23 protein-coding genes and 1 tRNA gene are annotated in these 25780 nt (G+C 63.7%); 13 read left to right on the forward strand and 11 right to left on the reverse strand.

The genetic code is table 11. The annotated features are described in order from the left end of the window. Genes AC01FP_RS05415 through AC01FP_RS05425 form a run of 3 tightly spaced genes read right to left on the reverse strand, consistent with a single transcriptional unit; the run spans nucleotide 1 to nucleotide 4099 of the window. Nucleotides 1-2043, reverse strand: coding sequence for a ribonuclease J (locus AC01FP_RS05415; protein ID WP_474478693.1), 2043 nt, complete (start codon nucleotides 2041-2043; stop codon nucleotides 1-3). Nucleotides 2044-2102: 59 nt separating this feature from the next. Next, the gene (gene dapA / locus AC01FP_RS05420; protein ID WP_474478694.1) at nucleotides 2103-3008 is read right to left on the reverse strand and encodes a 4-hydroxy-tetrahydrodipicolinate synthase; all 906 of its coding nucleotides are present in this window, start codon (nucleotides 3006-3008) and stop codon (nucleotides 2103-2105) included. Then, nucleotides 3005-4099: an aspartate-semialdehyde dehydrogenase gene (locus AC01FP_RS05425; RefSeq protein WP_474478695.1), complete on the reverse strand. Its 1095-nt coding sequence runs from the start codon at nucleotides 4097-4099 to the stop codon at nucleotides 3005-3007. Before AC01FP_RS05425 ends, dapA begins: the two co-directional genes overlap by 4 nt. A 211-nt stretch (nucleotides 4100-4310) precedes the next feature. Between AC01FP_RS05425 and tig the strand changes: the two genes are divergently transcribed. The 5 genes from tig (at nucleotide 4311) to AC01FP_RS05450 (ending at nucleotide 10297) form a co-directional block, all read left to right on the forward strand. Continuing rightward, the gene (gene tig, locus AC01FP_RS05430) at nucleotides 4311-5735 is read left to right on the forward strand and encodes a trigger factor (RefSeq protein WP_474478696.1); all 1425 of its coding nucleotides are present in this window, start codon (nucleotides 4311-4313) and stop codon (nucleotides 5733-5735) included. A gap of 46 nt (nucleotides 5736-5781) precedes the next feature. Further along, complete coding sequence (gene clpP, locus AC01FP_RS05435) at nucleotides 5782-6441, forward strand: ATP-dependent Clp endopeptidase proteolytic subunit ClpP (protein WP_474478697.1); 660 nt, start codon at nucleotides 5782-5784, stop codon at nucleotides 6439-6441. A gap of 78 nt (nucleotides 6442-6519) precedes the next feature. Then, nucleotides 6520-7893: an ATP-dependent protease ATP-binding subunit ClpX gene (gene clpX, locus AC01FP_RS05440; protein WP_474478700.1), complete on the forward strand. Its 1374-nt coding sequence runs from the start codon at nucleotides 6520-6522 to the stop codon at nucleotides 7891-7893. 14 nt (nucleotides 7894-7907) lie between these two features. Then, on the forward strand, nucleotides 7908-8519 hold the full coding sequence (locus AC01FP_RS05445; protein WP_474478703.1) for a lecithin retinol acyltransferase family protein: 612 nt from the start codon (nucleotides 7908-7910) through the stop codon (nucleotides 8517-8519). A gap of 17 nt (nucleotides 8520-8536) precedes the next feature. Beyond that, nucleotides 8537-10297, forward strand: a complete 1761-nt coding sequence (locus tag AC01FP_RS05450) for a DNA polymerase III subunit gamma/tau (RefSeq protein ID WP_474478705.1) — start codon at nucleotides 8537-8539, stop codon at nucleotides 10295-10297. Nucleotides 10298-10327: 30 nt separating this feature from the next. On the opposite strand, the gene AC01FP_RS05455 is transcribed toward AC01FP_RS05450, so the two are convergent. Beyond that, nucleotides 10328-11680 (reverse strand): glycosyltransferase family 2 protein, encoded by a 1353-nt coding sequence (locus AC01FP_RS05455; RefSeq protein WP_474478707.1) that lies wholly within the window; start codon nucleotides 11678-11680, stop codon nucleotides 10328-10330. Nucleotides 11681-11704: 24 nt separating this feature from the next. Continuing rightward, complete coding sequence (locus AC01FP_RS05460; protein ID WP_474478710.1) at nucleotides 11705-13162, reverse strand: SpoIID/LytB domain-containing protein; 1458 nt, start codon at nucleotides 13160-13162, stop codon at nucleotides 11705-11707. A 221-nt stretch (nucleotides 13163-13383) separates the two neighbouring features. On the opposite strand from AC01FP_RS05460, the gene rpmI reads away from it, so the two are divergent. From rpmI to AC01FP_RS05475, 3 genes are read left to right on the forward strand one after another with little or no spacing between them, the layout of a single operon-like run. Then, the gene (rpmI, locus tag AC01FP_RS05465) at nucleotides 13384-13581 is read left to right on the forward strand and encodes a 50S ribosomal protein L35 (RefSeq protein ID WP_254960546.1); all 198 of its coding nucleotides are present in this window, start codon (nucleotides 13384-13386) and stop codon (nucleotides 13579-13581) included. Nucleotides 13582-13627: 46 nt separating this feature from the next. Then, nucleotides 13628-13975: a 50S ribosomal protein L20 gene (gene rplT, locus AC01FP_RS05470; RefSeq protein WP_474478712.1), complete on the forward strand. Its 348-nt coding sequence runs from the start codon at nucleotides 13628-13630 to the stop codon at nucleotides 13973-13975. A gap of 19 nt (nucleotides 13976-13994) precedes the next feature. Then, on the forward strand, nucleotides 13995-14537 hold the full coding sequence (locus tag AC01FP_RS05475; RefSeq protein WP_474478715.1) for a tetratricopeptide repeat protein: 543 nt from the start codon (nucleotides 13995-13997) through the stop codon (nucleotides 14535-14537). A 21-nt stretch (nucleotides 14538-14558) separates the two neighbouring features. Here AC01FP_RS05475 and AC01FP_RS05480 read toward each other — a convergent pair whose 3' ends face one another. Further along, the gene (locus tag AC01FP_RS05480; RefSeq protein WP_474478718.1) at nucleotides 14559-15179 is read right to left on the reverse strand and encodes a hypothetical protein; all 621 of its coding nucleotides are present in this window, start codon (nucleotides 15177-15179) and stop codon (nucleotides 14559-14561) included. A gap of 58 nt (nucleotides 15180-15237) precedes the next feature. Here AC01FP_RS05480 and AC01FP_RS05485 point away from each other — a divergent pair, with 58 nt between their 5' ends. From AC01FP_RS05485 to AC01FP_RS05495, 3 genes are all read left to right on the forward strand, one after another. Further along, nucleotides 15238-16068 carry a thiazole synthase gene (locus AC01FP_RS05485; RefSeq protein ID WP_474478719.1) on the forward strand — a complete coding sequence of 277 codons (831 nt, stop codon included), beginning with the start codon at nucleotides 15238-15240 and terminating at the stop codon, nucleotides 16066-16068. Nucleotides 16069-16153: 85 nt separating this feature from the next. Continuing rightward, nucleotides 16154-17347: an NAD-dependent epimerase/dehydratase family protein gene (locus AC01FP_RS05490; protein WP_474478721.1), complete on the forward strand. Its 1194-nt coding sequence runs from the start codon at nucleotides 16154-16156 to the stop codon at nucleotides 17345-17347. A 17-nt stretch (nucleotides 17348-17364) separates the two neighbouring features. Next, nucleotides 17365-18501, forward strand: a complete 1137-nt coding sequence (locus tag AC01FP_RS05495) for a glycosyltransferase family 4 protein (protein ID WP_474478724.1) — start codon at nucleotides 17365-17367, stop codon at nucleotides 18499-18501. A gap of 1 nt (nucleotide 18502) precedes the next feature. Here the strand turns inward: AC01FP_RS05495 and mrdA are convergent, their stop codons facing one another. The 5 genes from mrdA to cbiD form a co-directional block, all read right to left on the reverse strand. Then, on the reverse strand, nucleotides 18503-20224 hold the full coding sequence (mrdA, locus tag AC01FP_RS05500) for a penicillin-binding protein 2 (protein ID WP_474478726.1): 1722 nt from the start codon (nucleotides 20222-20224) through the stop codon (nucleotides 18503-18505). A gap of 38 nt (nucleotides 20225-20262) precedes the next feature. Then, complete coding sequence (locus AC01FP_RS05505; protein ID WP_474478727.1) at nucleotides 20263-20646, reverse strand: hypothetical protein; 384 nt, start codon at nucleotides 20644-20646, stop codon at nucleotides 20263-20265. Between the two features lie 52 nt (nucleotides 20647-20698). After that, entirely contained in the window at nucleotides 20699-21280 is a 582-nt protein-coding gene (locus AC01FP_RS05510) for a hypothetical protein (RefSeq protein ID WP_474478736.1), read from the reverse strand. Nucleotides 21281-21389: 109 nt separating this feature from the next. After that, nucleotides 21390-23009 (reverse strand): glutamine-hydrolyzing GMP synthase, encoded by a 1620-nt coding sequence (gene guaA / locus AC01FP_RS05515; protein WP_474478729.1) that lies wholly within the window; start codon nucleotides 23007-23009, stop codon nucleotides 21390-21392. Between the two features lie 34 nt (nucleotides 23010-23043). After that, nucleotides 23044-24201, reverse strand: a complete 1158-nt coding sequence (cbiD, locus tag AC01FP_RS05520) for a cobalt-precorrin-5B (C(1))-methyltransferase CbiD (protein ID WP_474478738.1) — start codon at nucleotides 24199-24201, stop codon at nucleotides 23044-23046. Nucleotides 24202-24291: 90 nt separating this feature from the next. Between cbiD and AC01FP_RS05525 the strand changes: the two genes are divergently transcribed. Together AC01FP_RS05525 and AC01FP_RS05530 are read left to right on the forward strand one after the other, a co-directional pair. Continuing rightward, a complete protein-coding gene (locus tag AC01FP_RS05525) occupies nucleotides 24292-25446 on the forward strand; it encodes a pyridoxal-phosphate-dependent aminotransferase family protein (RefSeq protein ID WP_474478732.1) in 1155 nt (384 codons plus the stop codon). Nucleotides 25447-25516: 70 nt separating this feature from the next. Beyond that, a tRNA-Gly gene (locus AC01FP_RS05530) sits at nucleotides 25517-25588 on the forward strand. Nucleotides 25589-25780: the final 192 nt, after the last annotated feature.

The following is a 25780-nucleotide window of genomic DNA, read 5'->3' on the forward strand; positions in this document are numbered from 1 at the left end:
TCAGCCCACGGTGGCAGCTGAGCGGCGACGGCGGGTGCGGCCGGCGGGTTCTGGCTCGAGCTCTGCGGGCGCCGGGGCCGGCACCGCAACAACTGCAGCCGCTAGAGGGGCAGCCGGAGCAGGCTCAGGGGCGGGTGCTCCGGCCCCAACGGCAACCAGCTGCCGTTGGGGGGCGGGCACTGCACCATCACGGCCACGCCCCCCTCCATCGCGGCCACCTGAATCACGAGAGCCTCCATCACGAGCACCGCGGCCCCGGGGTGCGGGACGGCTGTCGGGCTCGACATCGGCGCGGCCCTTGTAGGCCGGGGTACCAGCAGGGGCGGGTTGCACCAGGCAAATGATCAGCGGCTCCACCTGCAACTCTCGGCGCAGGCGGCGTTGCAGACCCACCTCTACCTCTCGCTGCACTCCCACCCAATCCACCTCGGGGGCACTGCCACCGGTGTTGCGGCAGAGCTGATTCCAGCGGTTTTCCAATACCCAGCCGATTTCTCGCTCGGCCCACATCGAGAGCTTGCGGGCGTCGGCCGCGGTGACGACACCGCGGATATTCACCCTTGGCGGCGCTGCCATCACGCCATCGGTGCTGATCACAGCCAGCAGGGTGACAACGCCATCCTCCGCCAATTGTTGGCGCTCCTTTAGCACCCTGGCATCAACGATGCCATTGCGGGAGGCATCCAGCAGCTCGATACCGGCCTTGACGGGGTCGCCCTTGCGGATCGAATCGGCGGTGAGCTCCACCACATCGCCGTTGTCAATGATCAGCATGTTGTCGGTGGGAATCCCCATCGATTGGGCAGTTTTGCTGTGGGCCACCAACATGCGGTGCTCCCCGTGCACCGGCACAAAATATTTGGGCTTGGTGAGGGCCAGCATCAGCTTCTGGTCTTCCTGGAAGCCGTGGCCGGACACGTGAATGCCCTCGCCCTTGCCGTACACCACCTTGGCGCCGAGCATCATCAGCCGGTCGATCGTGTTGACCACCGAGATGGTGTTGCCCGGAATCGGGCTGGCCGAGAAGATGATCGTGTCGGTGCTTTTCACCTGCACCTGGGGATGCTCACCGCGGGAAATGCGGCTCAGGGCGGCGAGCGGCTCACCCTGGCTGCCGGTCATCAGCAACAGGGTTTCGCGGTCGGGCAGATCACGAATCTGCTTGATGGGCACGAACAGATCATCGGGGGCGCGCATATAACCCAACTCGCGCGCCTTGGCGATCACGTTGAGCATGGAGCGGCCCAGCAGACCCACCTTGCGACCGTTCTTGAGAGCCAGCTCCAGGATCATCGAGACGCGGTGAATCGAGCTGGCAAAGGTGGTGATGATTACCCGACCTTCAGCCTGGGAGATGTGGCGATCCAGGCATGGGAACACAGAGCGTTCGGGGGGGCAGAAGCCCGGCACCTCAGCGTTGGTGGAGTCGCTGAACAGGCAAAGCACGCCCTTGTCGCCGTAATGGGCGAGGCGAGCCATATCAAAGGTCTCGCCATCCACCGGCGTGTGGTCAAATTTAAAGTCGCCAGTGAAGATCACCGTGCCCACAGGGGTAGTGATGGCCAGCGAAAAACTGTCTGCCATCGAGTGGGTGTTGCGGATGAACTCCACTGAAAAGTGTTGGCCCACCTTCACCACATCGCGGGGCGCGACGGTTTGAAGGATGGTGCGATCCATCACACCGGCCTCCTCCATCTTGCCGGTGAGCATGGCCAGCGCCAGGCGCGGCCCATGAATCACGGGGATGCTGAAGTTTTTGAGGTGGTGGGCAATACCACCGATGTGATCTTCGTGACCATGGGTCACGATCATGCCGCGAATCCGCTTCTGGTTTTCCTTCAGGTAGCTGGTATCTGGCATCACCACATTGACGCCATGCATGCCATCGCTGGGGAAGGCCAATCCGGCATCCACCAACATGATGTCGTCGCCATATTCGAACACGCAGGTGTTCTTGCCGATCTCATGCAGGCCGCCCAGGGGAATTACCCGCAGGTGGGGCTGCTTGGTGGCGCTCTGGGCTCTGCCGTTGGAACTGGTCATGGAGAAGGAGTTTTAGGGAAAAGGAACAAACTGAATCGATCTGGTCTCAAGCCTTGGCGTCAGGTAGGACGCAGGGCGGCCAGGGTTTCGGAGAGGCGTTGTCGCACGTCGGTGGTGGCGGAAAGCAGGGGAAGACGGGGTGCACCCACGGGCCAGCCGCTGAGCTCAAGGGCGGCTTTAACGGGGATCGGATTGGTGCTGCAGAAAAGGGCCTTGCACAGCGGTAGCAGCTGGTCGTGCAGAGCCAGGGCCTGGGCCATATCCCCCGCGAAAAAGGCGCGCACCATGGCGCTGATCTCAGCGCCGGCCAGGTGGCTGGCCACACTCACCACGCCCACAGCCCCAACGGCAAGCATCGGCAGGGTGAGGGCGTCGTCACCGCTGTAAATCGCCAGACGGTTGCCGCACAGGGCCCGCAGGGCGCTCACCTCTTCGGTGCTGCCGCTAGCGGCCTTAAAACTCACCACGTTGGCGCAGTCAAACAAGCGGGCCACGGTGGCTGGCGCCAGGCTGGTGCCTGTGCGGCCAGGAATGTTGTAGAGCATCAGGGGCAGCTGGGGTGCCGCCGCTGCCACAGCGCGGAAATGGGCCTCAAGGCCGTCCTGGGGAGGCTTGTTGTAGTAGGGCACTACCACTAGGGCGCCATCGGCACCGAGGGCCGCCGCCTGCCGCGTGGCCTCCACCGCTTCGGCGGTGCAGTTGCTGCCGCTGCCGGCCAGCACGCTGGCCCGATGACCAACCGCTTGCTTCACCGCAACTAAAAGCGCGTGCTGTTCGTCCCAGCTGAGCGTCGGTGATTCGCCAGTGGTGCCGCACACCACGATCCCATCGGAGCCCTGGTTGATCAGGTGCTCTGCCAGCTGGGCCGCAAGGCCCAGATCCACCGAACCATCGACGGCAAAGGGGGTAACCATCGCCGTCAGCACGCGGCCAAATGGCGGAGTGGCTGGCTGGATAGGGCTCAAGCAGCACCTCCGGGCAAAACCGCTCCAGCTCTAGCCGCCGGGCCCTGGATCAACAGCTCGGCAATCTGGATCGCATTAAGAGCAGCACCCTTGCGGATCTGATCACCGCAGAGCCACAGCTCCAGGGCATTGGCGTCACTGAGATCCTGGCGGATTCGGCCCACCGCCACCGGATCGCGGCCCGTCACATCGGTGGGCATCGGGAAACGGTTGGCTTCAAAGTTTTCCAGCAGCTCCACGCCAGGCGCCTTGGCCAGCAGGGCTCTGGCCTCCTGCACCGGGAAGGGCTCATGAAATTCAATATTTACCGCCTCCGAATGGGCCCGCAACACCGGCACCCGCACACAGGTAGCCGAGAGCCGCAGCTCCGGAGTTCCCATGATCTTGCGGGTTTCGTTGAGCATCTTCAGCTCCTCCTCGCAATAGCCATTGGGCTGCAGCGGTGAGTTGTGCAGAAAAAGGTTGAAGGCTAGGGAGTGGGGCAGCACCTCACTCACGGGCTCACCACCATCGAGCACGGTGCGGCTGAGCTGGCGCAGCTCCTCCATCGCCCGGGCGCCGGCGCCGCTGGCACTCTGATAAGTGCTCACCAGCACACGCCGAATTGCCCGCCGCGCTGCCAAGGGGGCCAAAACCAAGGTGAGCAGGATCGTTGTGCAATTGGGGTTAGCAATGATGCCCCGATGGGCAAAAGCAGCCTCTGGGTTCACTTCTGGAACCACCAACGGCACCTCAGGATCCATACGAAAAGCACTGGAGTTGTCAATCACCACGGCACCAGCCCGGGCCGCCACCGGAGCCCACTGGCGCGACACCGAGCCGCCGGCTGAGGCCAGCACCACGTCCACCCCTTCAAAAGCTGGGGCCTCCACGGGCCGGATCGCCAGCGATGTGCCCTGCCAGGCGAGGCTTTGGCCGGCGGAACGGGGTGACGCCAGGGGAATCAGCTCAGCTACAGGAAAGTTGCGCTCAGCGAGCAACTCGAGCAATTCCTGGCCAACTGCGCCAGTTGCACCGAGCACCGCAACCCGCAAGGGGCGGTTGGGCAGGCAGGGAGATGGCGGGGCAGGGACGGTCTGGGCGGCGGTCAAGGGAGCGGGAACAGAATCAAAAATTGGTGGCGGAGCTGGGGCCGAACATCAACCCAACTAAGGCGGGAAGCTGCAACAAAGACGCCGACCTTCGCCGATGCCATTCTTTGCTGATTGAGGTCCTATCGCCTTCGTCGTGCGCCGATACGACAATACGCGCCGAGAGCTCGGAACGGCCGCTTTCTAGGATCGAGGTCTGCAACTGTTTTCCATGAGCTCTGCCGCCGCCCCAGCCGCCAGCCCGCTGTCGATAAAGGCCAGTCCCCGTCCGGGCAGCCGCGTAGCCCTGGAGGTGGCAATCCCCGGCGGCCGCAGCCAGGCCAGCTATGACGCCGCCGTGGACAAGCTGAGTCGCAGCATCAAGCTTCCCGGCTTCCGCAAGGGCAAGGTGCCCAGGCCCGTGCTGCTCCAGCAGATCGGCCCCCTGCGCATTCGGGCCACCGCCCTAGAAGACCTGGTGGACGCCGCTTTCCGTGACGCTGTTACTCAGGAAATGGTGGCAGCAATCGGCCGGCCCGAGCTCACCGAAGGTTTCGAGGTCGTGCTGGAACGCTTCGAGCCCGGCAGCGCCCTCACCATCACCCTGGAGCTCGACGTCGAGCCCACACCAAAACTCAAGTCCACCAAAGGGCTAAAGGCTGAAGCCGAGGCAATCAGCTTCGATCCGGCCCGTATCGATGAACTGATCGAGCAGTCGCGCAAGCAGCTGGCCGCCCTGGTGCCCGTGGAAGACCGCCCCGCCGCCAGCGGCGATGTAGCAGTGCTCAGCTTCAGCGGCATTTACATAGATAGCGGCGAGGCCATCAGTGGCGGCAGCAGCGATGCCATGGAGGTGGAGCTGGAGGAGGGCCGGATGATCCCCGGCTTCATCGAGGGTGTGATCGGCATGGCTATCGGCGACAGCAAAACCATCGACTGCCAGTTCCCCGATACCTACCCTCAAGAAGATGCCGCTGGCCGCCAGTCGCGCTTCGAAATCAGCCTGAAAGACCTCAAGTGCCGGGAACTACCCGCCCTTGACGACTCCTTTGCCCAGCAGGCCAGCGACAAAGCCACCCTGGCCGAACTGCGCAGCGATCTAGAAACCCGCCTCAAGGACGACGCCGAGCGCCGCGCTAAGGCCAGCCGCCACGACGCCCTGCTCACCGCCCTCGTGGAAGAACTCGAAGTGGAACTACCCGAAACCCTGGTGCAACAGGAAATCCGCAACCTGTTGGAGCAGACAGCTGGTCAAATCGCCCAACAGGGCATGGACGTCAAAAAGCTGTTCACGCCAGACCTGGTGCGCTCACTGATGGAGACCTCCCGACCGGAGGCGGAGGAGCGCCTGCGCCGCAGCCTGGCCCTTAAGGCCCTAGCCACCGCCGAGGCGATCGAAGTGGAAGCCAAGGAGCTCGAAGCCAAGATCAAGGAGATCAGCCGCGGCCTCAGCCAGCAGGGCAACATCGACCCCGAAAGGTTGCGCCTGGCCGTTGCTGACGACCTGCTGCGCGACAAGCTGCTGGAGTGGCTTGAGGCCAACAGCACCATCACTGAAAAGGCTGCCACCCCAGCCGACGCCAACCCTGACGCTGCAGGCGAGGAGCAGGCAAAGGCTAAAGCGAAAGACAAGGCCAAAGCGGCCAAGGCCCAATAGCCACAACCAGGACCAATAGATTGATTCTCCGAGAGCTTCCCCGCGTGTGATCGACGCCACCATTCGCCATCCCATCCACAGCAGCTGGAGCCCTAGTGGCTCCCCCGGGGTGCTGCCCACGGTGGTCGAGCAGTCGGGCAAGGGTGACCGCGCCTTCGATATTTATTCCCGCCTGCTGCGCGAGCGGATCATCTTTCTGGGCACCGGCATCGACGATCAAGTGGCCGATTCGCTAGTCGCCCAGCTGCTGTTCCTCGAAGCCGAGGATCCGGAGAAGGACATCCAGATCTATGTGAACTCCCCAGGCGGCTCGGTGACCGCCGGCTTGGCGATCTACGACACGATGCAGCAGGTGTCCCCCGACGTGGTGACCATCTGTTACGGCCTGGCAGCCTCCATGGGTGCCTTCCTGCTGTCGGGTGGCACCAAGGGCAAGCGGCTGGCCCTGCCCAATGCCCGGATCATGATTCACCAACCCCTCGGCGGCGCCCAGGGCCAGGCGGTGGATATTGAAATCCAGGCTAAGGAGATTCTGTTCCTCAAAGACACCCTCAACGGTTTGATGGCAGAACACACCGGCCAGCCCCTCGAAAAAATCACCGAAGACACAGACCGCGACTACTTCCTTTCGCCTGCAGAGGCGGTTGAATACGGCCTGATCGATCAGGTCGTGACCGACTCCCCTGCGGCCACCGCTGCTGAGTGATTCCTTCCGGTTTGATCCTTAAGGTCAGCTGACAATCCGTTATTTCCTGTCGATCCTGGAATCAGGACTCCCCTGCCCATGGCCAAGTTCGACGCCCACCTGAAGTGCTCGTTCTGCGGCAAGTCGCAGGAACAGGTGCGCAAGCTGATCGCCGGCCCGGGCGTCTACATCTGCGATGAATGCATCGATCTCTGCAACGAGATCCTTGACGAGGAACTGGTAGATAGCCACACCGGCACAGCCAGCGGCGGCGGCCGCCATGCCGCCGACTCCAGCCGCAACAAGGCCCCCAGCAAAAAAACAGCCAAACCCCTCCCAACTTTGGCGGAGGTGCCCAAGCCCCAGGAGATCAAGGCCTTCCTCGACCGCCAGGTAGTGGGCCAGAACGAAGCCAAGAAAAATCTATCCGTAGCTGTTTACAACCACTACAAACGCCTGGCCTGGCAGGGCGATGGCAAGGGCGAAACCGACCAGACAGCCACCAAGCTGCACAAGAGCAATATCCTGCTGATCGGCCCCACCGGCTGCGGCAAAACACTCCTAGCCCAGACCCTGGCCGAAATGCTCGACGTGCCCTTTGCGGTAGCCGACGCCACCACCCTCACCGAGGCTGGCTACGTCGGAGAAGACGTGGAAAACATCCTGCTGCGGCTGCTGCAGAAGGCTGATCAGGATGTAGAGCAGGCCCAGCGGGGCATCATCTACATAGACGAAATCGACAAGATCGCTCGTAAGAGCGAAAACCCCTCGATCACCCGGGATGTATCTGGTGAAGGGGTGCAGCAGGCCCTGCTGAAGATGCTCGAAGGCACCGTGGCGAACGTGCCGCCCCAGGGAGGACGGAAGCATCCCTACCAGGAATGCATTCAGATCGACACCAGTCAGATCCTGTTCATCTGCGGTGGTGCCTTCGTGGGCCTCGAAGATGTGGTGCAGAAACGGATGGGCCGCAACGCCATCGGTTTCCTCAGTGCCGATGGCAGCAACCGGACCCGCAGCGGCAAGGATCGCCATGCAGCCGAAGTACTGCGCCACCTGGAGCCCGACGATCTGGTGCGCTACGGCCTGATCCCTGAATTCATTGGACGGCTACCGGTGAGTGCGGTGCTTGAGCCCCTCGATACGCCAGCCCTCAAAGCCATCCTCACCGAGCCGCGGGATGCCCTAATTAAGCAGTTCCAGACTCTGCTGAGCATGGACAACGTGCAGCTCGAGTTCGAAGCTGGCGCTGTTGAAGCGATTGCCATCGAAGCCCATCGCCGCAAGACCGGCGCCCGGGCCCTGCGCGGCATCGTCGAAGAGCTGATGCTCGACCTGATGTACGACCTGCCCTCCCGCAATGACGTCAAGAGCTTCACCGTGACCCGGGAGCTGGTGGAACAGCGCAGCAAGGCCAAAGTGGTTCCCCTCAGCAGCGCCAACCTGGAATCGCCACAGCAAGCCAGCGCCTGATCGGGCATACAACGATGACCGCAGCTGATCATCTGCAGGTGCCCCGCCAGCATGGTCTGTTCCTGCATCACGGCATCGACCTGGGCGACGGCAGCGTGGCCCACTACCTAGAGGGACGCGAAATCCTGCGCAGCCCCCTGGCCGATTTCAGCCGCGGCGAACCGGTGGCGGTGGTGGCCTATCCAGCAAGCAGCTGCTCCCCAGCCGGCGTAACCCTGCGACGGGCCATGGGGCGCCTAGGCGAACAGAATTACAACCTGCTGTTTAACAACTGCGAGCACTTCGCCCATTGGTGCAAAACGGGCCGGCACCGCAGCGCCCAGGTCGAAGACTTGCTGCACACCGGCAGCCTCGGGGCCCTAGCGATCGGTCAATGGGTGCCAGCGGCCGTGCTCAGTGCGGCCCGAATGCTGCTGAACCAGGGCAACCTGGCCGAACTCGATAAGTTGCGTCAGGGCCTGCAACAAAGGTTGGAGCAGGAGCTGGGCCGGGCTGAAGCGCGCTGGGGCCAAGACCGCTTCGAAAGCCTGCGCCTAGCGGCCCAGAAACTGGCCGACCAACTCACGGCCGTAGAGGAACTGGAAGAGCGGCTACGGCGCCAACTCGAACCGGGCCAGGGCCACTAATCTCAAGCCTCAGCTTCATGGGCCCAACGGCGATTTCCAGCTACCAACCCCTCCACCACAAATACCGCCCCCAGCGCTTCGACCAGCTGGTGGGTCAGGAGGCGATCGCAGCCACCCTGGGCAACGCCCTGCGCACCGGTCGGATTGCGCCGGCCTATCTGTTCTGCGGCCCGCGCGGCACAGGCAAAACCTCCAGCGCCCGCATCCTGGCTCGCTCGCTCAACTGCGTAGGCAGCGATGGGCCCACCCCCGAACCCTGTGGCGTCTGCGAGCTCTGCACCTCCATCACCGCCGGCAACGCCCTAGATGTGATCGAGATCGACGCCGCCTCCAACACCGGCGTTGACAACATCCGCGAGCTGATCGAGCGCTCCCGCTTCGCGCCGGTGCAGGCCCGCTGGAAGGTGTACGTGGTGGACGAGTGCCACATGCTCTCGACCGCCGCCTTCAATGCCCTGCTCAAAACCCTGGAGGAGCCACCACCTCGGGTGGTGTTCGTGCTGGCTACCACCGACCCCCAGCGGGTACTCGCCACAATTCTGAGCCGCTGTCAGCGCTTCGATTTCCGCCGCATTCCCCTGCAGGCCCTGGAGCAGCACCTGAGCTGGATCGCTGAGCAAGAGCAAATCGGCATCACCCCAGAAGCCCTGCACGTGGTGTCCCAGCGGGCCCAGGGAGGCCTGCGGGACGCCGAGAGCCTGCTGGACCAACTCAGCTTGCTGCCGGCACCAATCGAGGCCACGGCAGTTTGGGAGCTGCTGGGAGCGGTGCCGGAGCAGGAGCTGCTGGCCCTAGCCGGGGCCCTGGCCAGCTGCGATCCCCTCGCCCTGCTGGAGGGCTGCCGCGAGCTGCTGGAGCGGGGCCGGGAGCCCGCCGCCGTGCTGCAGGGTTTGGTGAGCCTGCTACGGGATCTGGTGCTAGCTGGAACGGCGCCCGACCGCCTGGAGCTCACCAGCGTGTCGCCCCAGTTCCGCCAAGCCCTGCCCGATCTGGCCCGCTCGATCGGCAAAGCCCACCTGCTGCAGTGGCAAGCCCAGCTCAAGAGCAGCGAGCAGCAACTGCGCCACAGCGTCAACCCGCGCCTGTGGCTTGAAGTGCTGCTACTGGGCCTGCTGGCTGAGCCGGTAGCTGCTGCCCGGCCAATCTCTGCCGCAGCTCCTACTGCAGCTGCACCGGTGGTTGCACCTGCTGTCGCACCGCCAGTCGCCCCCCCAGCCGCCGCCCCAATCCCGGCTCCAGCTCCGGTCTGCGTCGAGCCCAACAACTCCGCCAACCTGCAGGAGCTCTGGCAGCAAATCCTGGCGGGCCTGGAGCTGCCTTCTACGCGCATGCTGCTGTCCCAACAGGCCCGACTGGTGCGTCTCGATGAGCGCCGTGCCGTGGTGCAGGTGGCCGGCAACTGGATGGCCATGGTGCAGAGCCGCCTGCCCCTGCTGGAAACTGCGGTGGCCAAGGCCCTGGGTAGTCCCCGCCAGCTGACGCTGGAAGGGGGTGGCGAGAGCTCCGCACCAACTGGCGCCCCCAGTGCAGCCACCCCCAGACCAGCACCGCCACCGCCAACGCCAGCACCCCTGCCAACGCCAGCAGCTAATCCGCCAGCCCCAGCACCACCGCTAACGCCAACGCCAACGCCAACGCCAACAGCTACTGCGCCCCCCTTAGCCGCACCCCTCGATGACAAGGCCAGAAGACTGGCGGAGTTCTTCAATGGCGAAGTAGTTGAACTCGATGGGCCGCTGGACGAATTAACTGGCGATACAGCTGAGGTGGCTGCCTGAGCAGGGCCAGCACAATTGTGTAACGGATAATCAGGCCGCTGCCGGATCTTCGATCGGGGTCTCGTCCTCCTCGCCGAGGTGCATGGTTTTAGCCCACACCAGGGTCTTGGGCAGCAGGGCCATGCGCAGGCTGGTCCAGGGAATCACCACAAACCAATGACCCAGGTAGACAATGCCGAGGGCCAGATTCCAGACGTTCATGGCGGGCAGGGCCGGCCCCTCGCCAGGGCGGCGACAGCCGGCCAAGATCGCTCCTCCAGAGAGCCCAAAGGCAACGAAAGACAAGGGCCAGATGGTTGGGCGGGTGCCCGTAATCACGGCGCCGAGCAAATCGGCAATCGCCACTACCGGCAAGAAGTATTGGAGCAGGAAGAAACTGGTTAAATCAAGCTTCTGGCTAGCGCTGAGACGCTGCGAAATCAGGCCAGGCCAGTAATCGAAGAAACGCTGCAAACCGCCTTCAGCCCAACGCTGACGCTGGCGCCACAGGGCAGCCAAGCTCAGCACGGCCTCTTCCTGCACCGGCGGATCCCAGAGGATGCCAATCGGCTGGCCGTCGAGCAGCAGCCTGAAACTGAGGTCTAGGTCGTCGGTGACCGTGTCTTCGTTAAAACCACCGCTAGTGAGCAGGGCGTCCCGGCGCAGCAGCTGGCCATTGCCGCGCAATTCGGCTACGCCTCCTACAGCTAAGCGACCCTGCTGGATCACGGCGTCGAGGGCCATCTCCATGGCCTGGGCCCGGGTCAACCAATTAGCGGTGGCATTGACCTCAGCTTTGCGCAGCTGCACCGCCGACCAGCCACCAGCTTCAGCAAAAGGAATCAGCCGCTCCAGAGTGTCGCTCTGCAGATCGGCATCAGCGTCGAGCACGAACATCCAGCGGCCCTGAAGCTGCTGCAGCACCAAATTCAGAGCACCCGATTTGCCGCCGCCGGCATCTGCCTCACGCCGCAATACCTGCAAAAAAGGATGACGCTCCTGCAGCTCAGCCAAAACCTGGGGAGTGCGATCGCTGCTGGCATCGTCAATTACCCAGAGCCGCAGCCGCCCCTGCGGGTAGCTCAACTGGGCAATGCGTTCCACCAGGCGGCCGATCACTGCTTGCTCATCGCGGGCCGCCACCACCACGTCCACTGCGGGAAGGGGCTCAGCCCCTAGAGCGGCGGAAGTTTGTGCTGGCTCCGAGGTGCCTGCCGAACCAAAAACCTGGCGCAACACGGTGCGCAAGCTGTACCCACCCAGCAGCACGGCCAGGGTGAAAGCCGGGATCAGGCGCAGCGACTCATGGAGCCAATGGGGCGCTATGCCCGCCCAGCCGCAGCCGATCAGGAACAGGGCCGACTTACCGCGACGGTGATCGGTGGAACGGCCACCCGCAGCCATGACGATCCCAAAAGTAACCAAATTCTAAGGGGGACTCGAGTCCGACCCGGGCGGGGACAGGGGGCTTGTCCCTGGCAACGCCCTCAGGGGCTGGAGACTGGTACCTGGGTAGTAGTGCTCAAGAATGCGGGCCAGGCTCCAGCCACGCCGGGCCAAGTCGATGGCCCCCGCCTGGGACAAGCCGGCACCGTGACCAAACCCTCCCCCTTCAAAAATCCAGCGACCCGGGCCGTCGGGTCGCAATACAAAAAGAGTGCTGGGCAACTGCCGCAGGGTGCGGCGAATGGCATCACGGCGTAGCACCACGCTCTGCATCACTCCGCTGGCGCCCCGTGCCTGGATTTCCAGCGCCAACACCCGACCACTGGGGCCCCGTTCAAGCACCGCTAGGCGGGTGGGCCGGTCGCCAAAGGGCATAGCAGCGCGGCTTAGGGCCTGCTGGATCTGGGCCGCATCAAGCTGGCGAGACCAGCGAAAACGGGGATGGTCGAAGCCATAGGCGCGGGCGGTGGCCGCCAGGGCTACCCCAAGCTGAGCCGGCTGCAACGGCAGGGACACAGCTGCAACAACGGCGGGCGGACCATCTACACGCGGCCGCAGATAGGGCAGGGCCTCCCCACTCCACACCTCCTCAAATCCGGCCGCAATCCCCCCATTTGTGGCGTGATAGACGCCATGAATCGGCGAGCCCTGCCAGCTCAGTACCTGGTATTGAGTGGCGGCAATCGCCTGGCGTACGGCCGCTCCAGCTTGGCGAGGGTCGGCATACACCTGACATTGGGTATCGGCGCATAGGTGGTAGCCATCCACCACGAATCGCTCCTGGTTGCGCAGGGCCCAGGTGCGGGCGAGCACCGCCTGGGCAGCCAGCGCCGCCGGGGGGGAGCCAGCGCCAATCTCATGGGGCACAACCCCAAGCAGGTATCGCTCTAAGGGCACCTCCTCCACCAAAGACCAGCTGCCGTAGGCATCTCCCTGGAGTCGGAACGGACCTGCAAACACCCCCCCCTGCCAGCGCAGCCCCCCAGGGGCCTCCAAACGCAAGGGCTCCTCAAACAAAACCGGACCGTCATGGCGCCGCAGCTCCAAAACCAGGCGATCGCGCTGCAGCTGCTCCACCAGCCGCGGCCTAACTCCAGCGGGCGCTGGGGCCTCTGGCGCGGCCCACACTTCCCACTCGGCCGGGTGGGCAATCACAGGGGTGGCACCAGCCAGTCGCCAGCGGCCAGCAGCCTCCTGGGCGCTCTCGTAGCTGGCAAAGGGCCCCCACACCTGACGGCGCAGCGCCAGGGGCTGGGCCAACGGCAGCCTGCGCCAGTGCAACTGCAACCTGGGCGCCTGAAACCGCTGGCCCGTCGCACTCAGCAGGGTGAGGTTTCCAGCCGCGCTGCGTAGCTCCAAGGGAGTAGGCGGACCCAAATGGGCCGCCAGGGCCACCCAGAGCACCGGCGCTGTTGCCGCCACTGCCGGCGGAGGCTGCACGGGCCAATGCAGCGCAGAAGCAGGGCCGGGTCCAGGTGAAATGGGAGGTGGGGCGGCACGACATCCCCCCGTTAGCAGCAGCGTGCTGGCCCAAACGGCTAACGGCAACAACGATTGGGCCGAAGAGGACCGGACTGAAAACATTGCTTGAAAGAAGGGGGCTTGGAGGAGGGCACTGCCACGTCGTACTCTGCTTGTTTGTGCCAGCCGCAACGCAAGAAATGCCGAAGCTCAAGACCCGCAAAGCAGCCGCCAAGCGGTTCAAGGCCACCGGCACCGGCAAGTTTCTGCGGCGCCGGGCCTTCCTCAACCACCTGCTCGATCACAAGAGCCCGAAGCGCAAGCGTCATCTGGGCACAATGGCTCTTGTTGATGAGCGCGATGCGGACAACGTGAGGGCGATGCTCCCCTACGCCTGAGCGCGACCTCGGCCGATTTTCACTTCTATCTTCCTGATCTACTGCTATGTCACGCGTCAAGAGGGGCAATGTTGCCCGCAAACGCCGTAACAAGATTCTTCGCCTAGCCCGCGGCTTCCGCGGCGGCAATGGCTCCCTCTTCCGCACCGCCAACCAGCGGGTGATGAAGGCGCTTTGCAATGCCTACCGGGACCGCCGCCGTCGCAAGCGGGACTTCCGCCGCCTCTGGATCGCCCGGATCAACGCAGCAGCTCGGCTCAATGGCCTGAGCTACAGCCGCTTTATGGGTGGCTTAAAGAAAGCAGACGTGCGCATCAACCGCAAAATGCTGGCCCAGCTTGCCGTGGTCGACCCCGGCAGCTTCACCAACGTCGTGGGTGCCGCTTCAAACTGAGTTCCATCGGTAGGTCTTTTTGGACGCCCTCCTCCCCCAGGCCTACCTAATCGGTCTGATTGTTTTGTTAGGGGTCGCTGCCGTAGTAGTGGCCCGTCAAATCTGGCGGGTGCGCGCAGACGAAGTCACCCTTGCCAAACTAGAGCGCAACGATGGCCCCAAAGCCTCAGACGCGGCAGCTTTATACGAGCTGGGCTCTGTACAGCTGCGCAAGCGCCTGTATGGCCAAGCTGCGGAGTCGCTCAAGCAGGCCCTAAAGAAAGCTGAGGTCGCTAAAGAGCCGGCTGAGGCCCAGGCCGTGATTCAAAACGCTCTTGGCTTCGCTCTTGCTGCTCAAAGCAATTACAAGACAGCAATTCGTCACTACCGGCTGGCGCTGGAGGCCAAGCCCGCCTATCCAGTGGCCCTCAATAATCTTGCCTACGCCCTGGAAAAACAGCTGAAGCTGGAGGAGGCCAAGCAGGCCTATGAGCAGGTGATTGCCCTGGATGCAAACAATAAAACTGCCCGCAAACGGCTGAAACTTCTAGCTCGCAAGGCCGGGCTGAATCAGGCGGCCTGAACCACAATCTCTAATCAGCCCTCACCAGAGCCCACGTACTTCAGAACCACGGCTTGAGCTCGGCATGCGGTTGGGAGCAGCCATGCTGCTGCTGGCAATTGGGCGCAGCTCTAAGCGACCGCCTGGGCTCGTCAGTCGGGGCGCTTGCCAGCCCGACAGCTGCAAACCCTGCAGACCCGTAAACACACCTCCCTTCTCCAGACCCGCCACGTCGCATTGGCAGAGCATCAGCATGTCGAGCTGGTCTGATTCAGCATTGAGATTGCCCTGCATGGGGGTAGTGACCCCTCCCACCGTGAGCTCGCCGCGCAGATCGATCATTTGGCCTACGGGCCTAACCGATGCGAGCCTCAGCTCGACGTCCATGATCTGGGAGTTGTCGAAGGGTTGGTAGATACCCTTCCAGGTGAGTGGCATCTCCCGGGCCAGCAGCTCGGCCCTGGCTACCGGATCAAAAGTTTCCGCTCCCCCAAGACCACTGAGCGATTCTCCGCCGACACTGCCGGCCGAGGGAATGGTGAAGGGCACGAATGCCTCACTGCCTAGAGGAGTGGCCGCCTGCGCCGGAACCAAAGCCAGTGGCAACACAGCCAGCGGCAAGGCGGCTAAGGACAGCGCTGCACGAATAACGGCGAAAGACACAACAACTGAAACCAACTAGTGGGAGGCTAGGACCGCCTTTGAGATCTGGCCCTGCTCCGTGGTCACCACCGCTCCCACCAGCGAATCGCACACCCACCGGGATCCTCTTGTCATCGGTGGGCGCAGTTTCCGCAGCCGCCTGATGACGGGCACCGGTAAATATCCGAGCCTGGCGGCCATGCAGGCCAGCCTGACGGCCAGCGACTGCGAAATCGTGACCGTGGCCGTGCGCCGGGTCCAGAGCCAGGCTGCCGGCCATGGCGGCCTGATGGAGGCCATCGACTGGCAGCGCATCTGGATGCTGCCCAACACCGCCGGCTGTGCCACCGCGGAAGAGGCGATCCGGGTGGCCCGCCTAGGGCGGGAGCTGGCCAAGCTGGCTGGGCAGGAGGACAACTGCTTCGTGAAGCTGGAGGTAATTCCAGACACCCGTCACCTATTGCCCGATCCATTCGGCACCCTGGCGGCCGCTGAGCAATTGGTGAAGGAGGGCTTCACGGTGCTGCCTTACATAAATGCCGATCCACTGCTGGCCAAGCGCCTCGAGGAGGCCGGCTGCGCCACCGTGATGCCCCTGGGCTCGCCGATCGGCTCGGGCCAAGGCATCCGCAACGCAGCCAACATTGCCCTGATCATCGAAAACGCCAAGGTGCCAGTTGTGGTAGATGCTGGCATCGGCGTACCAAGCGAAGCCGCCCAGGCCATGGAAATGGGCGCCGACGCCCTGCTGATCAACAGCGCCATCGCCCTGGCAGGCGACCCTGCGGCGATGGCACGGGCCATGGCCATGGCCTGCGAAGCCGGCCGCAGCGCCCTCCACGCCGGTCGTCTGCCGATCCGAGCAGACGCCAATGCCAGCTCACCCCAGGTCGGCCGGGTAGGGAGCTGAACGCCTGTAGTAGTTTGCGGTTGGAGCATCCGCTCGTCCTGCAGGGGTCTGGGGTTTTCGGAATGGGTTCGGAATGGGGGTTGCAATGAAGGTCTTCGTTCTCGGTGGCGACGGCTTCTGCGGATGGCCCTGCGCGGTGAATTTGGCCGATGCCGGTCATGAGGTGGTGATCATTGACAACCTCAGCCGGCGCAAGATCGACGTCGACTTGGAGGTGGAGTCGCTGACGCCGATCGCCACCATGGGCGACCGCCTCAAGGCATGGGAGCAAGTGGACGGCAAGCCGATGCGCTTCGTGCACCTCGACCTGGCTCATGAGTACCAGCGGCTGGTGGATCTGCTGGTCGCGGAGCGGCCTGATTCCGTGGTGCACTTCGCCGAGCAGCGCGCAGCGCCCTACTCGATGAAGAGCAGCGCCACCAAGCGCTACACCGTGGACAACAACGTCAACGGCACCCACAACCTGCTGGCCGCCATCGTGGAGAGCGGCCTCGACATCCACATCGTGCACTTGGGCACAATGGGTGTGTATGGCTACGGCTCCCATCGCGGCGCCACCATCCCGGAGGGCTACCTCAAAGTTGAGGTGCCCCAGCCAGACGGCAGTCGCTTCGAGGAGGAGATCCTGCACCCGGCCAGTCCGGGCAGCGTCTATCACATGACCAAGACGCTGGACCAGCTGCTCTTCCTCTACTACAACAAAAACGACCTGATCCGCATCACCGATCTGCATCAGGGGATCGTCTGGGGCACCAACACCGAGGCAACCGAGCGAGACCCACGGCTCACCAATCGCTTCGATTACGACGGCGACTACGGCACCGTGCTCAACCGCTTCTTAATGCAGGCAGCAATTGGCTATCCGCTCACTGTGCACGGCACCGGCGGCCAGACCCGCGCCTTCATCCACATCCGCGATTCGGTTAAGTGCGTTCAGCTGGCCCTGGAAAACCCGCCGGCAAAGGGCGAGCGAGTCAAGATCTTCAATCAGATGACCGAAAGCCACCAGGTGGGCGAACTGGCCCGCAAGGTGGCAGCCCTCACCGATGCCCAGATCAGCCACCTGCCCAATCCCCGCAACGAAGCCGTTGAAAACGACCTGATCGTGGACAACCGCTGCTTCATCGAGCTGGGTCTCAACCCCACCACCCTCGATGACGGCCTGCTGGCTGAAGTTGTGGATGTGGCCCGCCGTTGGGCTGACCGCTGCGACCGCAGCCGCATCCCCTGCCAATCCGCCTGGACCCAAACCCAGGCCCAGGCAATCCAGACGGCCTGAGGCGCAACTCCAGACCCTTGAAGATCGCCTTTTTCACCGAAACCTTCCTGCCCAAGGTGGACGGCATCGTCACCCGGCTCACCAAGACGGTGCAGCACTTGGTGGCTGCTGGCGATGAGGTGCTGATCTTCTGCCCTGAAGGTGCCCCCGAGACCTACATGGGAGCCCAGGTGGTGGGGGTGCCGGCGATGCCCCTACCCCTCTACCCCGAGCTCAAGCTGGCCCTGCCGCGGCCGGCGGTGGCCGAAGCGCTGGATCGCTTCAAGCCCGATCTTGTCCACGTTGTGAACCCGGCCGTACTGGGGCTCGGCGGCATCTGGCTGGCCAAAACCAAGTCCTATCCCTTGGTAGCCAGCTACCACACCCACCTGCCCAAATACCTGGAGCACTACGGCATGGGCATGCTCGAGCCGTTGCTGTGGGAACTGCTCAAAGCTGCCCACAACCAGGCCCGCCTCAACCTCTGCACCTCCACCGCCATGGTGCACGAGCTAAGTGAGAAGGGAATCCAGCACACCGATTTGTGGCAGCGCGGCGTAGACACTGAACTTTTCCAGCCGTCGCTGCGCTCCGATGCCATGCGCCAGCGGCTGCTAAATGGCCGGAGCGACACCGGCAAACTGCTGCTCTACATCGGCCGGCTATCTGCCGAAAAACAGATCGAACGGATCCGGCCCGTGCTTGAAGCAATGCCCGATGCCCGGCTGGCCCTAGTGGGAGATGGTCCTTACCGCCTGCAACTCGAGAAGATTTTTGCCGGCACACCTACCCACTTCGTGGGCTACCTAGCCGGGCAAGAACTGGCGGCGGCCTATGCCAGCGGCGACGCCTTCCTATTCCCCTCCAGCACCGAAACCCTGGGCCTGGTGCTGCTCGAGGCCATGGCGGCCGGCTGCCCGGTGGTGGGCGCCAACCGAGGTGGCATCCCCGACATCGTCAGCGATGGAGTCAATGGCTGCCTTTACGAACCCGACCAGGAGGGCAGCCTGGCTGCAGCGGTGCAGCGCCTGCTTGGCGATGCCAGTCAGCGTGCCGAGCTGCGCACTAACGCCCGCCAGGAAGCCGAGCGCTGGGGTTGGGCTGGAGCTACCGAACAACTGCGCGGCTATTACCAGCGCCTGCTAGCCAAGCCCGACCTGCAACTGGTGGCCTGAATCAGGACTGGGGCGGCTGTCCCGGCAAGCTGCCCCTAAACCAGGTATTCATTAAAGCCTTCACCATCGGAGCTGCCACCGTGCCGCCATAGCCGCCTGAGTTTTCCCCAAAGGCGATGATCACCAAGGTGGGCTTATCAGCTGGGGCATAGCCGCCAAACCAGGCGTGATCCGGCCGGGGTGGATCCTCGCCCGTGCCGGTTTTGCCAGCCACCGGAGGCAGGTTGGGATCATTGAGGAGCTTGGCGGTGCCGAGGGTCACCACCTGGCGCAGCCCATCCCGCAGCACCTGCAGGGTGGCCGGCTTGAGACCAATCCAGGTGCGTTCCGTGGGGCGCTCCACCAGGTGGGGCGTCACCAGCCAGCCACCGTTGGCCACCGCTGCATAAAGCCGCGCCATCTGGATCGGGGTCACCTGCAAGGCCCCCTGGCCAATGGCCGAGGTGATGGTGTCCACGGGTGTCCAGCCCTCACCCAGCACCTCCTGTTTCCAGGCCTGATCGCCCAGCAAGCCCGGGGTCTCCTCCTCCACCAGCTCAATGCCGGTGACCTGGCCGTAGCCCATACGCCGGGCGGCTTTGAACAGCTCATCGGGGCCCACCTTCAGCCCCACCTGATAATAAAAGGTGTTGCTGCTCACGGCCAAGGCGAAGGGGAAACCGATGGCTCCATAGGCGCCATGGTCGCGGTAGCAAAGGCCCGCGTAACAGAACGAATTCATCGTCATCACCTTGGAATCGGCTGAATAGCGGCCCGACTCCAAGCCCGCCACAGAGGTGACGATCTTGAAGGTGCTGGCAGGGGGAAAGCCCTGAAAGGCGCGATTCAGCAGGGGCGCATCGGGGGAATTGAGACTGCTCCACTGGCTGGAGCTTGGCGCCGGCGAAAAGACGTTGGGGTCAAAGGTGGGCCGGCTGGCCAGGGCCCGAATTGCTCCGGTTTCGGGGTCGAGCGCCACGATCGCCCCCTTGCGAACCCCATCGAGGGCTCGCTCAGCCGCCTGCTGCAGGGCCAGATCCAGGGTGAGCCGCAGGTCCTGACCAGCCCTGGCAGATTTCTCGCCAATGATGCGCTGCACCTGGCCGGCGGCGTTTACCTCCACCTGCTGGCCGCCCCACTCGCCGCGCAGGTGCCCTTCAAACTGCTTCTCGACCCCACTGCGGCCTACCCGATCCTGAATCCGGTAACCCTTTTGCTGGAGCTGGGCGTATTCCTCTTCGGTGATCCCGCTGGTGTAGCCAAGCACGTGGGCTGCCAGCCGGCCGTGGGGATAACTGCGCAGGATGTCCACGTCCACCTCGGCTCCCTGAAGCCCGGCGGCCTGCTCGCGGAAGCGCAGTACCTGCTCAGACCTGAGGCCGCTAGCCAGATCTATCCGAAATCCCTCCGCGTTGGCACCGCTGCGGCGGCGCGCTTCCAGTTGGGCCGCGGGCACCCCAACCACCGTCGCCAAGCGATTCCGCAAGGCCGGCCACTGGGCGTCATCGACCTCTCGAGGCTGGATGTAGAGGTTGTAGGTGAGCCGGCTGGTGGCCAGCACCTGGCCGTGACGATCTAGCAGGCGTCCCCGGATCGGGTTGCGGGGCAGCAGCCGGATTCGGTTTTCATCGGCCCTGGCGCGGTTTTCAGCGCCATGAAACAGCTGCAGCCAAGCCAACCGTGCAATCATGGCTCCGCTGAACAGCAACACCAGGGTCATTAGTAGGGCCGACTGGCGGCCCATACCTGTGTGACGCGAAGCTGCTGAACCAAAGGCCATGGTTAGGCGTGGGGCCCGAGCCGTTGGTCCAGCAGCTCAAGCCGAGCGGCGATGCGGGCCAGACCCTGCTGCAGCTCCAGGGCTTCCTGGGGATCGGCATGGGGTGCTGCCTCAGCCCCTACCTCGGTGGCCACGTCATAGACCTCCACCTTCATCACAGGGTTGCCAAGGCCTGGGCTGACCCGATCCAAACCCTGGCGCAGCTGACTGGCGGCAGGCTCGCCCTCCTGCCGCAGGCTGCCGAGGGGATCGGCCTCCTGGCCGTCAAAGGCTGCCATCACCTCGCGAGCCCCGCCCTTACGGGCCCGCTCCACCACCGCCAAACCCACTGGCAGGACGTCCTGCATCAAGGTGAGCCGGAGAGCATCAAAAGGATCGGTGGCCATGGCGGCGTTCCTGGCTCAGGAACCACAGTCTGACCTGCCTGCAGCCCGGTGCTCAGGGAGCCAGCCGCTGGATCCCTGGATCAACGATCACCTGGCGGCAGTTCTGCTGGCTACCCCACCACCAACCCGCCGCCACGGCGATCACCAGCAGCGAGGCCAGCGGCACCAGAGCCTGGCGGGTGACGTCAAGGGCCAGCCATTCGCCCCAGCCCCGCAGGGTGCGCTCCCGATCGAAGCGCCGCCGGGCCTTCTCCCCCTCCTGCTGGCGCCGGCGCAGGGAACGGGTCACCCAGCGCTCAAATGATTTTTTCTTTGTGACCGCCATCTTGCGCTCGACCTCGAGCAAATGGCCGGCCGAGAGATCAGGGTTGAAGGTGCTGATCAGCTCCAAGCTCTTGAGGAACATCTCCACGGCGCCATCTTTGGCGGCTCGCTCGCCCTCATCGAGCAGCTCCCAGTCCACCTCGGGATAAAAGCGCACCCGGTTGCTGGCGATCTGGTCTTCCATCAACTGGCCTGGCTCCCGCAGCCAGCGGTCTGTATTGGCGTCGAAACGGCGCCAATACAGAAAGGGATTGAGATAGATGGTTTTGCCGGCCAGCACAATGCTGTCCTGCTGCAGCCTTCGCTGCATGTCGGGATCGGGAGCTGTCGAGCTGGGGGGCACGGAGGCGGCAGTCACGACGTATGGGCTGGGAGCCGATGCTATCGAAGGTCGGCGGCCCGGGCTACTCCCGCAACACCTACTCCCATTCGATGGTGCCAGGGGGCTTGCTAGTGATGTCGAGTACCACCCGGTTCACGCCCTTGACCTCGTTGACTATGCGATTGGAGATGGTCTCCAACAGGTCGTAGGGAAGGCGAGACCAATCGGCGGTCATGCCGTCTTCTGAGGAGACGCAGCGCAGCACGATCGGAAAGGCATAGGTGCGTTTATCGCCCATCACGCCCACGCTGCGTACCGGCAGCAACACGGCGAAAGCCTGCCAGATCTCGTTGTATAAACCAGCCTGCTTCACCTCCTCGCGCACGATCAGATCAGCGTCACGCAAAATATTGAGCTTCTCGCTGGTGACCTCACCGAGAATGCGAATCGCCAAACCAGGCCCGGGGAAGGGGTGCCGGCCAACGATCTCCTGGGGCAAGCCCAGGCTGCGGCCCACCTTGCGCACCTCATCTTTAAACAAACGGCGCAGGGGTTCCACCAGCTTGAACTGCAGATCCTTGGGCAGGCCGCCGACGTTGTGGTGGCTTTTGATCTTCACAGCTACCCGCTCACCAGTTTTCGGGTCGATGCCCGTGCCGGCGCTCTCGATCACATCGGGATAGAGGGTGCCCTGGGCCAGGTAGTCGAAGGGGCCGAGGCGCCTGCTCTCCTCTTCAAACACCCGGATGAATTCCGTACCAATCAGCTTGCGCTTCTCCTCCGGGTCGGTGACGCCATCGAGCTTGCTGATGAAGCGCTCGCGGGCATTGATGTATTCCACATTGATGTGGAAGCGCTTGTCGAAAAACTCCACCAAAAACTCGGGCTCCCCTTTGCGCATGAAGCCTTGATCGATGAACATGCAGGTGAGCTGATCGCCAATCGCCTTGTGCAGCAGAAAGGCGAGGGTGGAGGAATCAACGCCTCCCGAGAGAGCCAGCAACACCCGCTTATCGCCTACTTGAGCGCGTACATCAGCCAGCGCTTCGTCAATAAAGGCGGCCGTGGTCCAATCGGCCTCGCAACCACAAATGTGGTAAACGAAATTGCGCAGCATGGCCATGCCACCGGAAGAATGCACAACCTCCGGATGAAACTGCACGCCGTATAGACGTCGCTGGTGATCGGCGACGGCGGCTTCAGGAGTGTTGTCGGTGTGGGCAAGCCGCTGGAAGCCCTCGGGTAGTCGTTCCACCGAGTCGCCGTGGCTCATCCACATCGTCGAGCCGTCTTCGACGTTGGTGAGTAGATCGATTGGATCGTCAACGTGCAGCGGAGCCTTGCCGTATTCCGCTCGACCGGCGGCCACCACCGAGCCACCCAGCTGCTGCACCATCAGCTGCATGCCGTAGCAAACGCCCAGCACCGGAATTCCTAGCTCCCAAATAGCCGGGTCGCACACGGGAGCCCCCGGCTCATAGACCGAACTGGGACCGCCGCTGAGAATGATCCCCCGGGGAGCAATCGCCCGCAGCTCCTCCGCCGTGGTGGTGTAGCCCATCACTAGGGAGAACACTTCGGTTTCCCTTACCCGCCTGGCGATCAGCTCCGAATACTGGGAGCCGAAATCAAGAATCACAATCGCCGGATAGCGCGACGACTGGGAGGTGGCGTCGAGCTGGGGCGCTGGGGCGGTAGGGGAAGCGGTGGAAGACATCGACAACGCTGGACCCTGGAGCATTCGAACCAGCCTAGGCGTCGCTACGGGCTGGGCTGCATAAAGCCGTGAGCAACTCCAAGCCAACCGGACCCTGGCCGCAGATCTGGCGGGAGCGATCGAACAGCACGGCCCCCACCGCCATCGCCTCCTGGCCGTAGCGGGCCAGGTAACGCAGGCTGCGCTGCTCTACCGCCGCGGCGATCGCATGGCGCAGCCGCTCGGCCCGCGGAGCGTCCCGCTGGTCCAGCTCTCCCAAGGCCGCCTCCACGGTAGGGGCGTCGTGGAGGGCCTGCAGAGCCTCCCCGCCCAGCCCGGCAAGGGCCGCCAGGGCCGTGAGCACCTCGGCGCGGCCATCGGCCAGGTGGTGGTGGGTGTGAAAGATGCCGCCCGCCAGCTTGATCAACTTGCCCTGATAGCCAAACAGCAGCAGGCGGCGCACACCAGCCTCGGCCGCCGCCACGAGCAGCGGTCCGAGCCAGTTGCCCGCCTTGAGCAGAAGCTCAGGAGGCAAACCCAGCCTGGGCGCCAGATCGAGCCCGTTTTCACCAATTACCAGCACCAGATCACCACAAAAATCAGGCACTGCAGCGCGTTCGCGCAAAACCGCAAGGACCTGCTCCAGCTGTTCGGGGGCGGCACTGCGCTGCACCTCAGCCTGGGTGCCGATCAAGGCCAGACCATCCACCACCCCAAAGGCGGCATTGCTGGTGCGCTCGGCCAGACGCCTGCCCTCTGGAATCACCACCTGCAGCTCCAAACGCCTTCCCGGCGGCAGTAGGGGCCGCAGGTTGCACTCGAGCAGCTGTTCGGCATAGGCCGACACGCACGCCTCACCACTGGCCTGAAGCACCCCCACCCCCTCGCCAGCCCCCAACTCGAGCCACTTGCCTGGCCCCTCCAGCCAGCGCAATTGCACCCATAGCTGCAGGCCACGGGTGAGGTCGAGCACCTCAGGCCCCGGATCGCAGCAGGCCATGGCCAGCACCCAGCCATCGGCCAAGGGCGCAGCCGCTTGCACCGGCACCTGGGCAGGCCTCTCGCCGGCTGCCTCGGCTTCGGGATGGAGCCAAAGGGGCTGGTAACGCTGCCAGGGCTGGCCGAGCAGGGTCATTAGGGCCGCCCGGGCTGCGGCCGTGAGCCACACCGGCACGGTGTATCCGGCAGTGACGTCCGCCGAAGAAGCCTCGATTTGGGTCAGCTCAAGCAACGGGCAAAAGAACACTGGTTTTTTATGGTGGTTGATTGTGCGGTCCGCCGCCGCCCGCAGTACCCCCTAGCCATGCAGGACAAACTCAGCCTGATGATCCCCGGCCCCACCCCGGTGCCAGAGCGCGTCCTGCTTGCCATGGGCCGCCATCCGATTGGCCACCGCAGCGCCGACTTTCAGAAAATCGTTAAGCGCACCACCGAGCAGTTGCAGTGGCTGCATCAGACAACGGGCGACGTGCTGGTGATCACGGGCAGCGGCACCGCTGCCATGGAGGCGGGAATCATCAACGTGCTGAGCAAGGGCGACACGGTGCTCTGCGGCGACAACGGCAAGTTTGGCGAGCGCTGGGTGAAGCTGGCCAAGGCCTATGGCCTGAACGTACAGGTGATCAAGGCCGAATGGGGCCAGCCCCTGGATCCGAAGGCCTTCCGCGCCGCGCTTGAAGCCGACACTGCCAAAGCGATCAAGGCCGTGATCCTCACCCACTCGGAAACCTCCACTGGGGTGATCAACGATCTGCAAACCATCGCCTCGCACGTCAAGGCCCACGGCACCGCCCTCTGCATCGCCGACTGCGTCACCAGCCTGGGCGCCTGCAATGTGCCCATGGAGGACTGGGGCATCGACGTGATCGGCTCCGGCTCCCAGAAGGGGTACATGATGCCGCCGGGGTTGGCTTTCGTGGCCATGAGCGACCGGGCCTGGGAAGCCTGCAAGCACTCAGATCTGCCGAAGTTTTATCTGGATCTGGCCAAATACCGCAAATCGGCCCATGCCGACAGCAACCCCTTCACCCCGGCCATCAACCTCTACTTCGCCCTTGAAGCAGCCCTGGAAATGATGCAGGCAGAGGGTCTTGAAAAGATCTTCGCTCGCCATGCCCGTCACCGGGCCGCCGCCCAGGCAGGCATGCAGGCGATTGGTCTGCCCCTCTATGCCGCGGAGGGCTGGGGCAGCCCGGCCATCACCGCTGTGGCGCCAGAAGGCATCGACGCCGAAGCGATGCGCAAAGCCGTGAAAGAAAAGTTCGACATCCTGCTGGCTGGTGGCCAGGATCACCTCAAGGGCAAGGTGTTCCGCATCGGCCACCTGGGCTTTGTTTGTGATCGCGACGTGCTCACCGCCGTAGCTGCCATCGAAGCAACCCTGCAGGATCTGGGCTTACACAAAGGCAGCGCCGGTGCTGGCGTAGCCGCCTGTGCAGCAGCCCTGGCCCAGGGCTGAGCAAACGTCTGGGGAGAGCAGGCTTTGCGCCGTTCTCCCCAAGACTCTGCTAATTTTATTTATACACCTTGCGGGTGTAATTCAGTGGTAGAATGTCAGCTTCCCAAGCTGAACGTCGCCGGTTCGAGTCCGGTCACCCGCTTTTAGTCCAGGGCTGAAAATTTGTTATTTCTCAAGCGATCATCTCGCTTGGCACTCGCTGGCAACACGACATAGCTTGACTGCGGACGACAGGTGATGCTCGCGATTGGCGAAACGTAACCGTTCACGGGGCGTGCCGGCCTGACCTTGACATGACATAGGCAGTCACCACTTCATGATTGATGCGCAGCTC

The sequence above is a fragment of the Cyanobium sp. NIVA-CYA 375 genome, from assembly GCF_056108345.1.

Excerpts from the sequence above, each read along its gene's own strand:
- AC01FP_RS05415 (WP_474478693.1), bottom strand. The coding sequence starts at position 2,043 with ATGACCAGTTCCAACGGCAGAGCCCAGAGCGCCACCAAGCAGCCCCAC.
- tig (WP_474478696.1), top strand. The coding sequence starts at position 4,311 with ATGAGCTCTGCCGCCGCCCCAGCCGCCAGCCCGCTGTCGATAAAGGCC.
- clpX (WP_474478700.1), top strand. The coding sequence starts at position 6,520 with ATGGCCAAGTTCGACGCCCACCTGAAGTGCTCGTTCTGCGGCAAGTCG.
- AC01FP_RS05445 (WP_474478703.1), top strand. The coding sequence starts at position 7,908 with ATGACCGCAGCTGATCATCTGCAGGTGCCCCGCCAGCATGGTCTGTTC.
- AC01FP_RS05450 (WP_474478705.1), top strand. The coding sequence starts at position 8,537 with ATGGGCCCAACGGCGATTTCCAGCTACCAACCCCTCCACCACAAATAC.
- AC01FP_RS05455 (WP_474478707.1), bottom strand. The coding sequence starts at position 11,680 with ATGGCTGCGGGTGGCCGTTCCACCGATCACCGTCGCGGTAAGTCGGCC.
- rpmI (WP_254960546.1), top strand. The coding sequence starts at position 13,384 with ATGCCGAAGCTCAAGACCCGCAAAGCAGCCGCCAAGCGGTTCAAGGCC.
- rplT (WP_474478712.1), top strand. The coding sequence starts at position 13,628 with ATGTCACGCGTCAAGAGGGGCAATGTTGCCCGCAAACGCCGTAACAAG.
- AC01FP_RS05490 (WP_474478721.1), top strand. The coding sequence starts at position 16,154 with ATGAAGGTCTTCGTTCTCGGTGGCGACGGCTTCTGCGGATGGCCCTGC.
- mrdA (WP_474478726.1), bottom strand. The coding sequence starts at position 20,224 with ATGGGCCGCCAGTCGGCCCTACTAATGACCCTGGTGTTGCTGTTCAGC.
- AC01FP_RS05505 (WP_474478727.1), bottom strand. The coding sequence starts at position 20,646 with ATGGCCACCGATCCTTTTGATGCTCTCCGGCTCACCTTGATGCAGGAC.
- AC01FP_RS05510 (WP_474478736.1), bottom strand. The coding sequence starts at position 21,280 with ATGCAGCGAAGGCTGCAGCAGGACAGCATTGTGCTGGCCGGCAAAACC.
- guaA (WP_474478729.1), bottom strand. The coding sequence starts at position 23,009 with ATGTCTTCCACCGCTTCCCCTACCGCCCCAGCGCCCCAGCTCGACGCC.
- AC01FP_RS05525 (WP_474478732.1), top strand. The coding sequence starts at position 24,292 with ATGCAGGACAAACTCAGCCTGATGATCCCCGGCCCCACCCCGGTGCCA.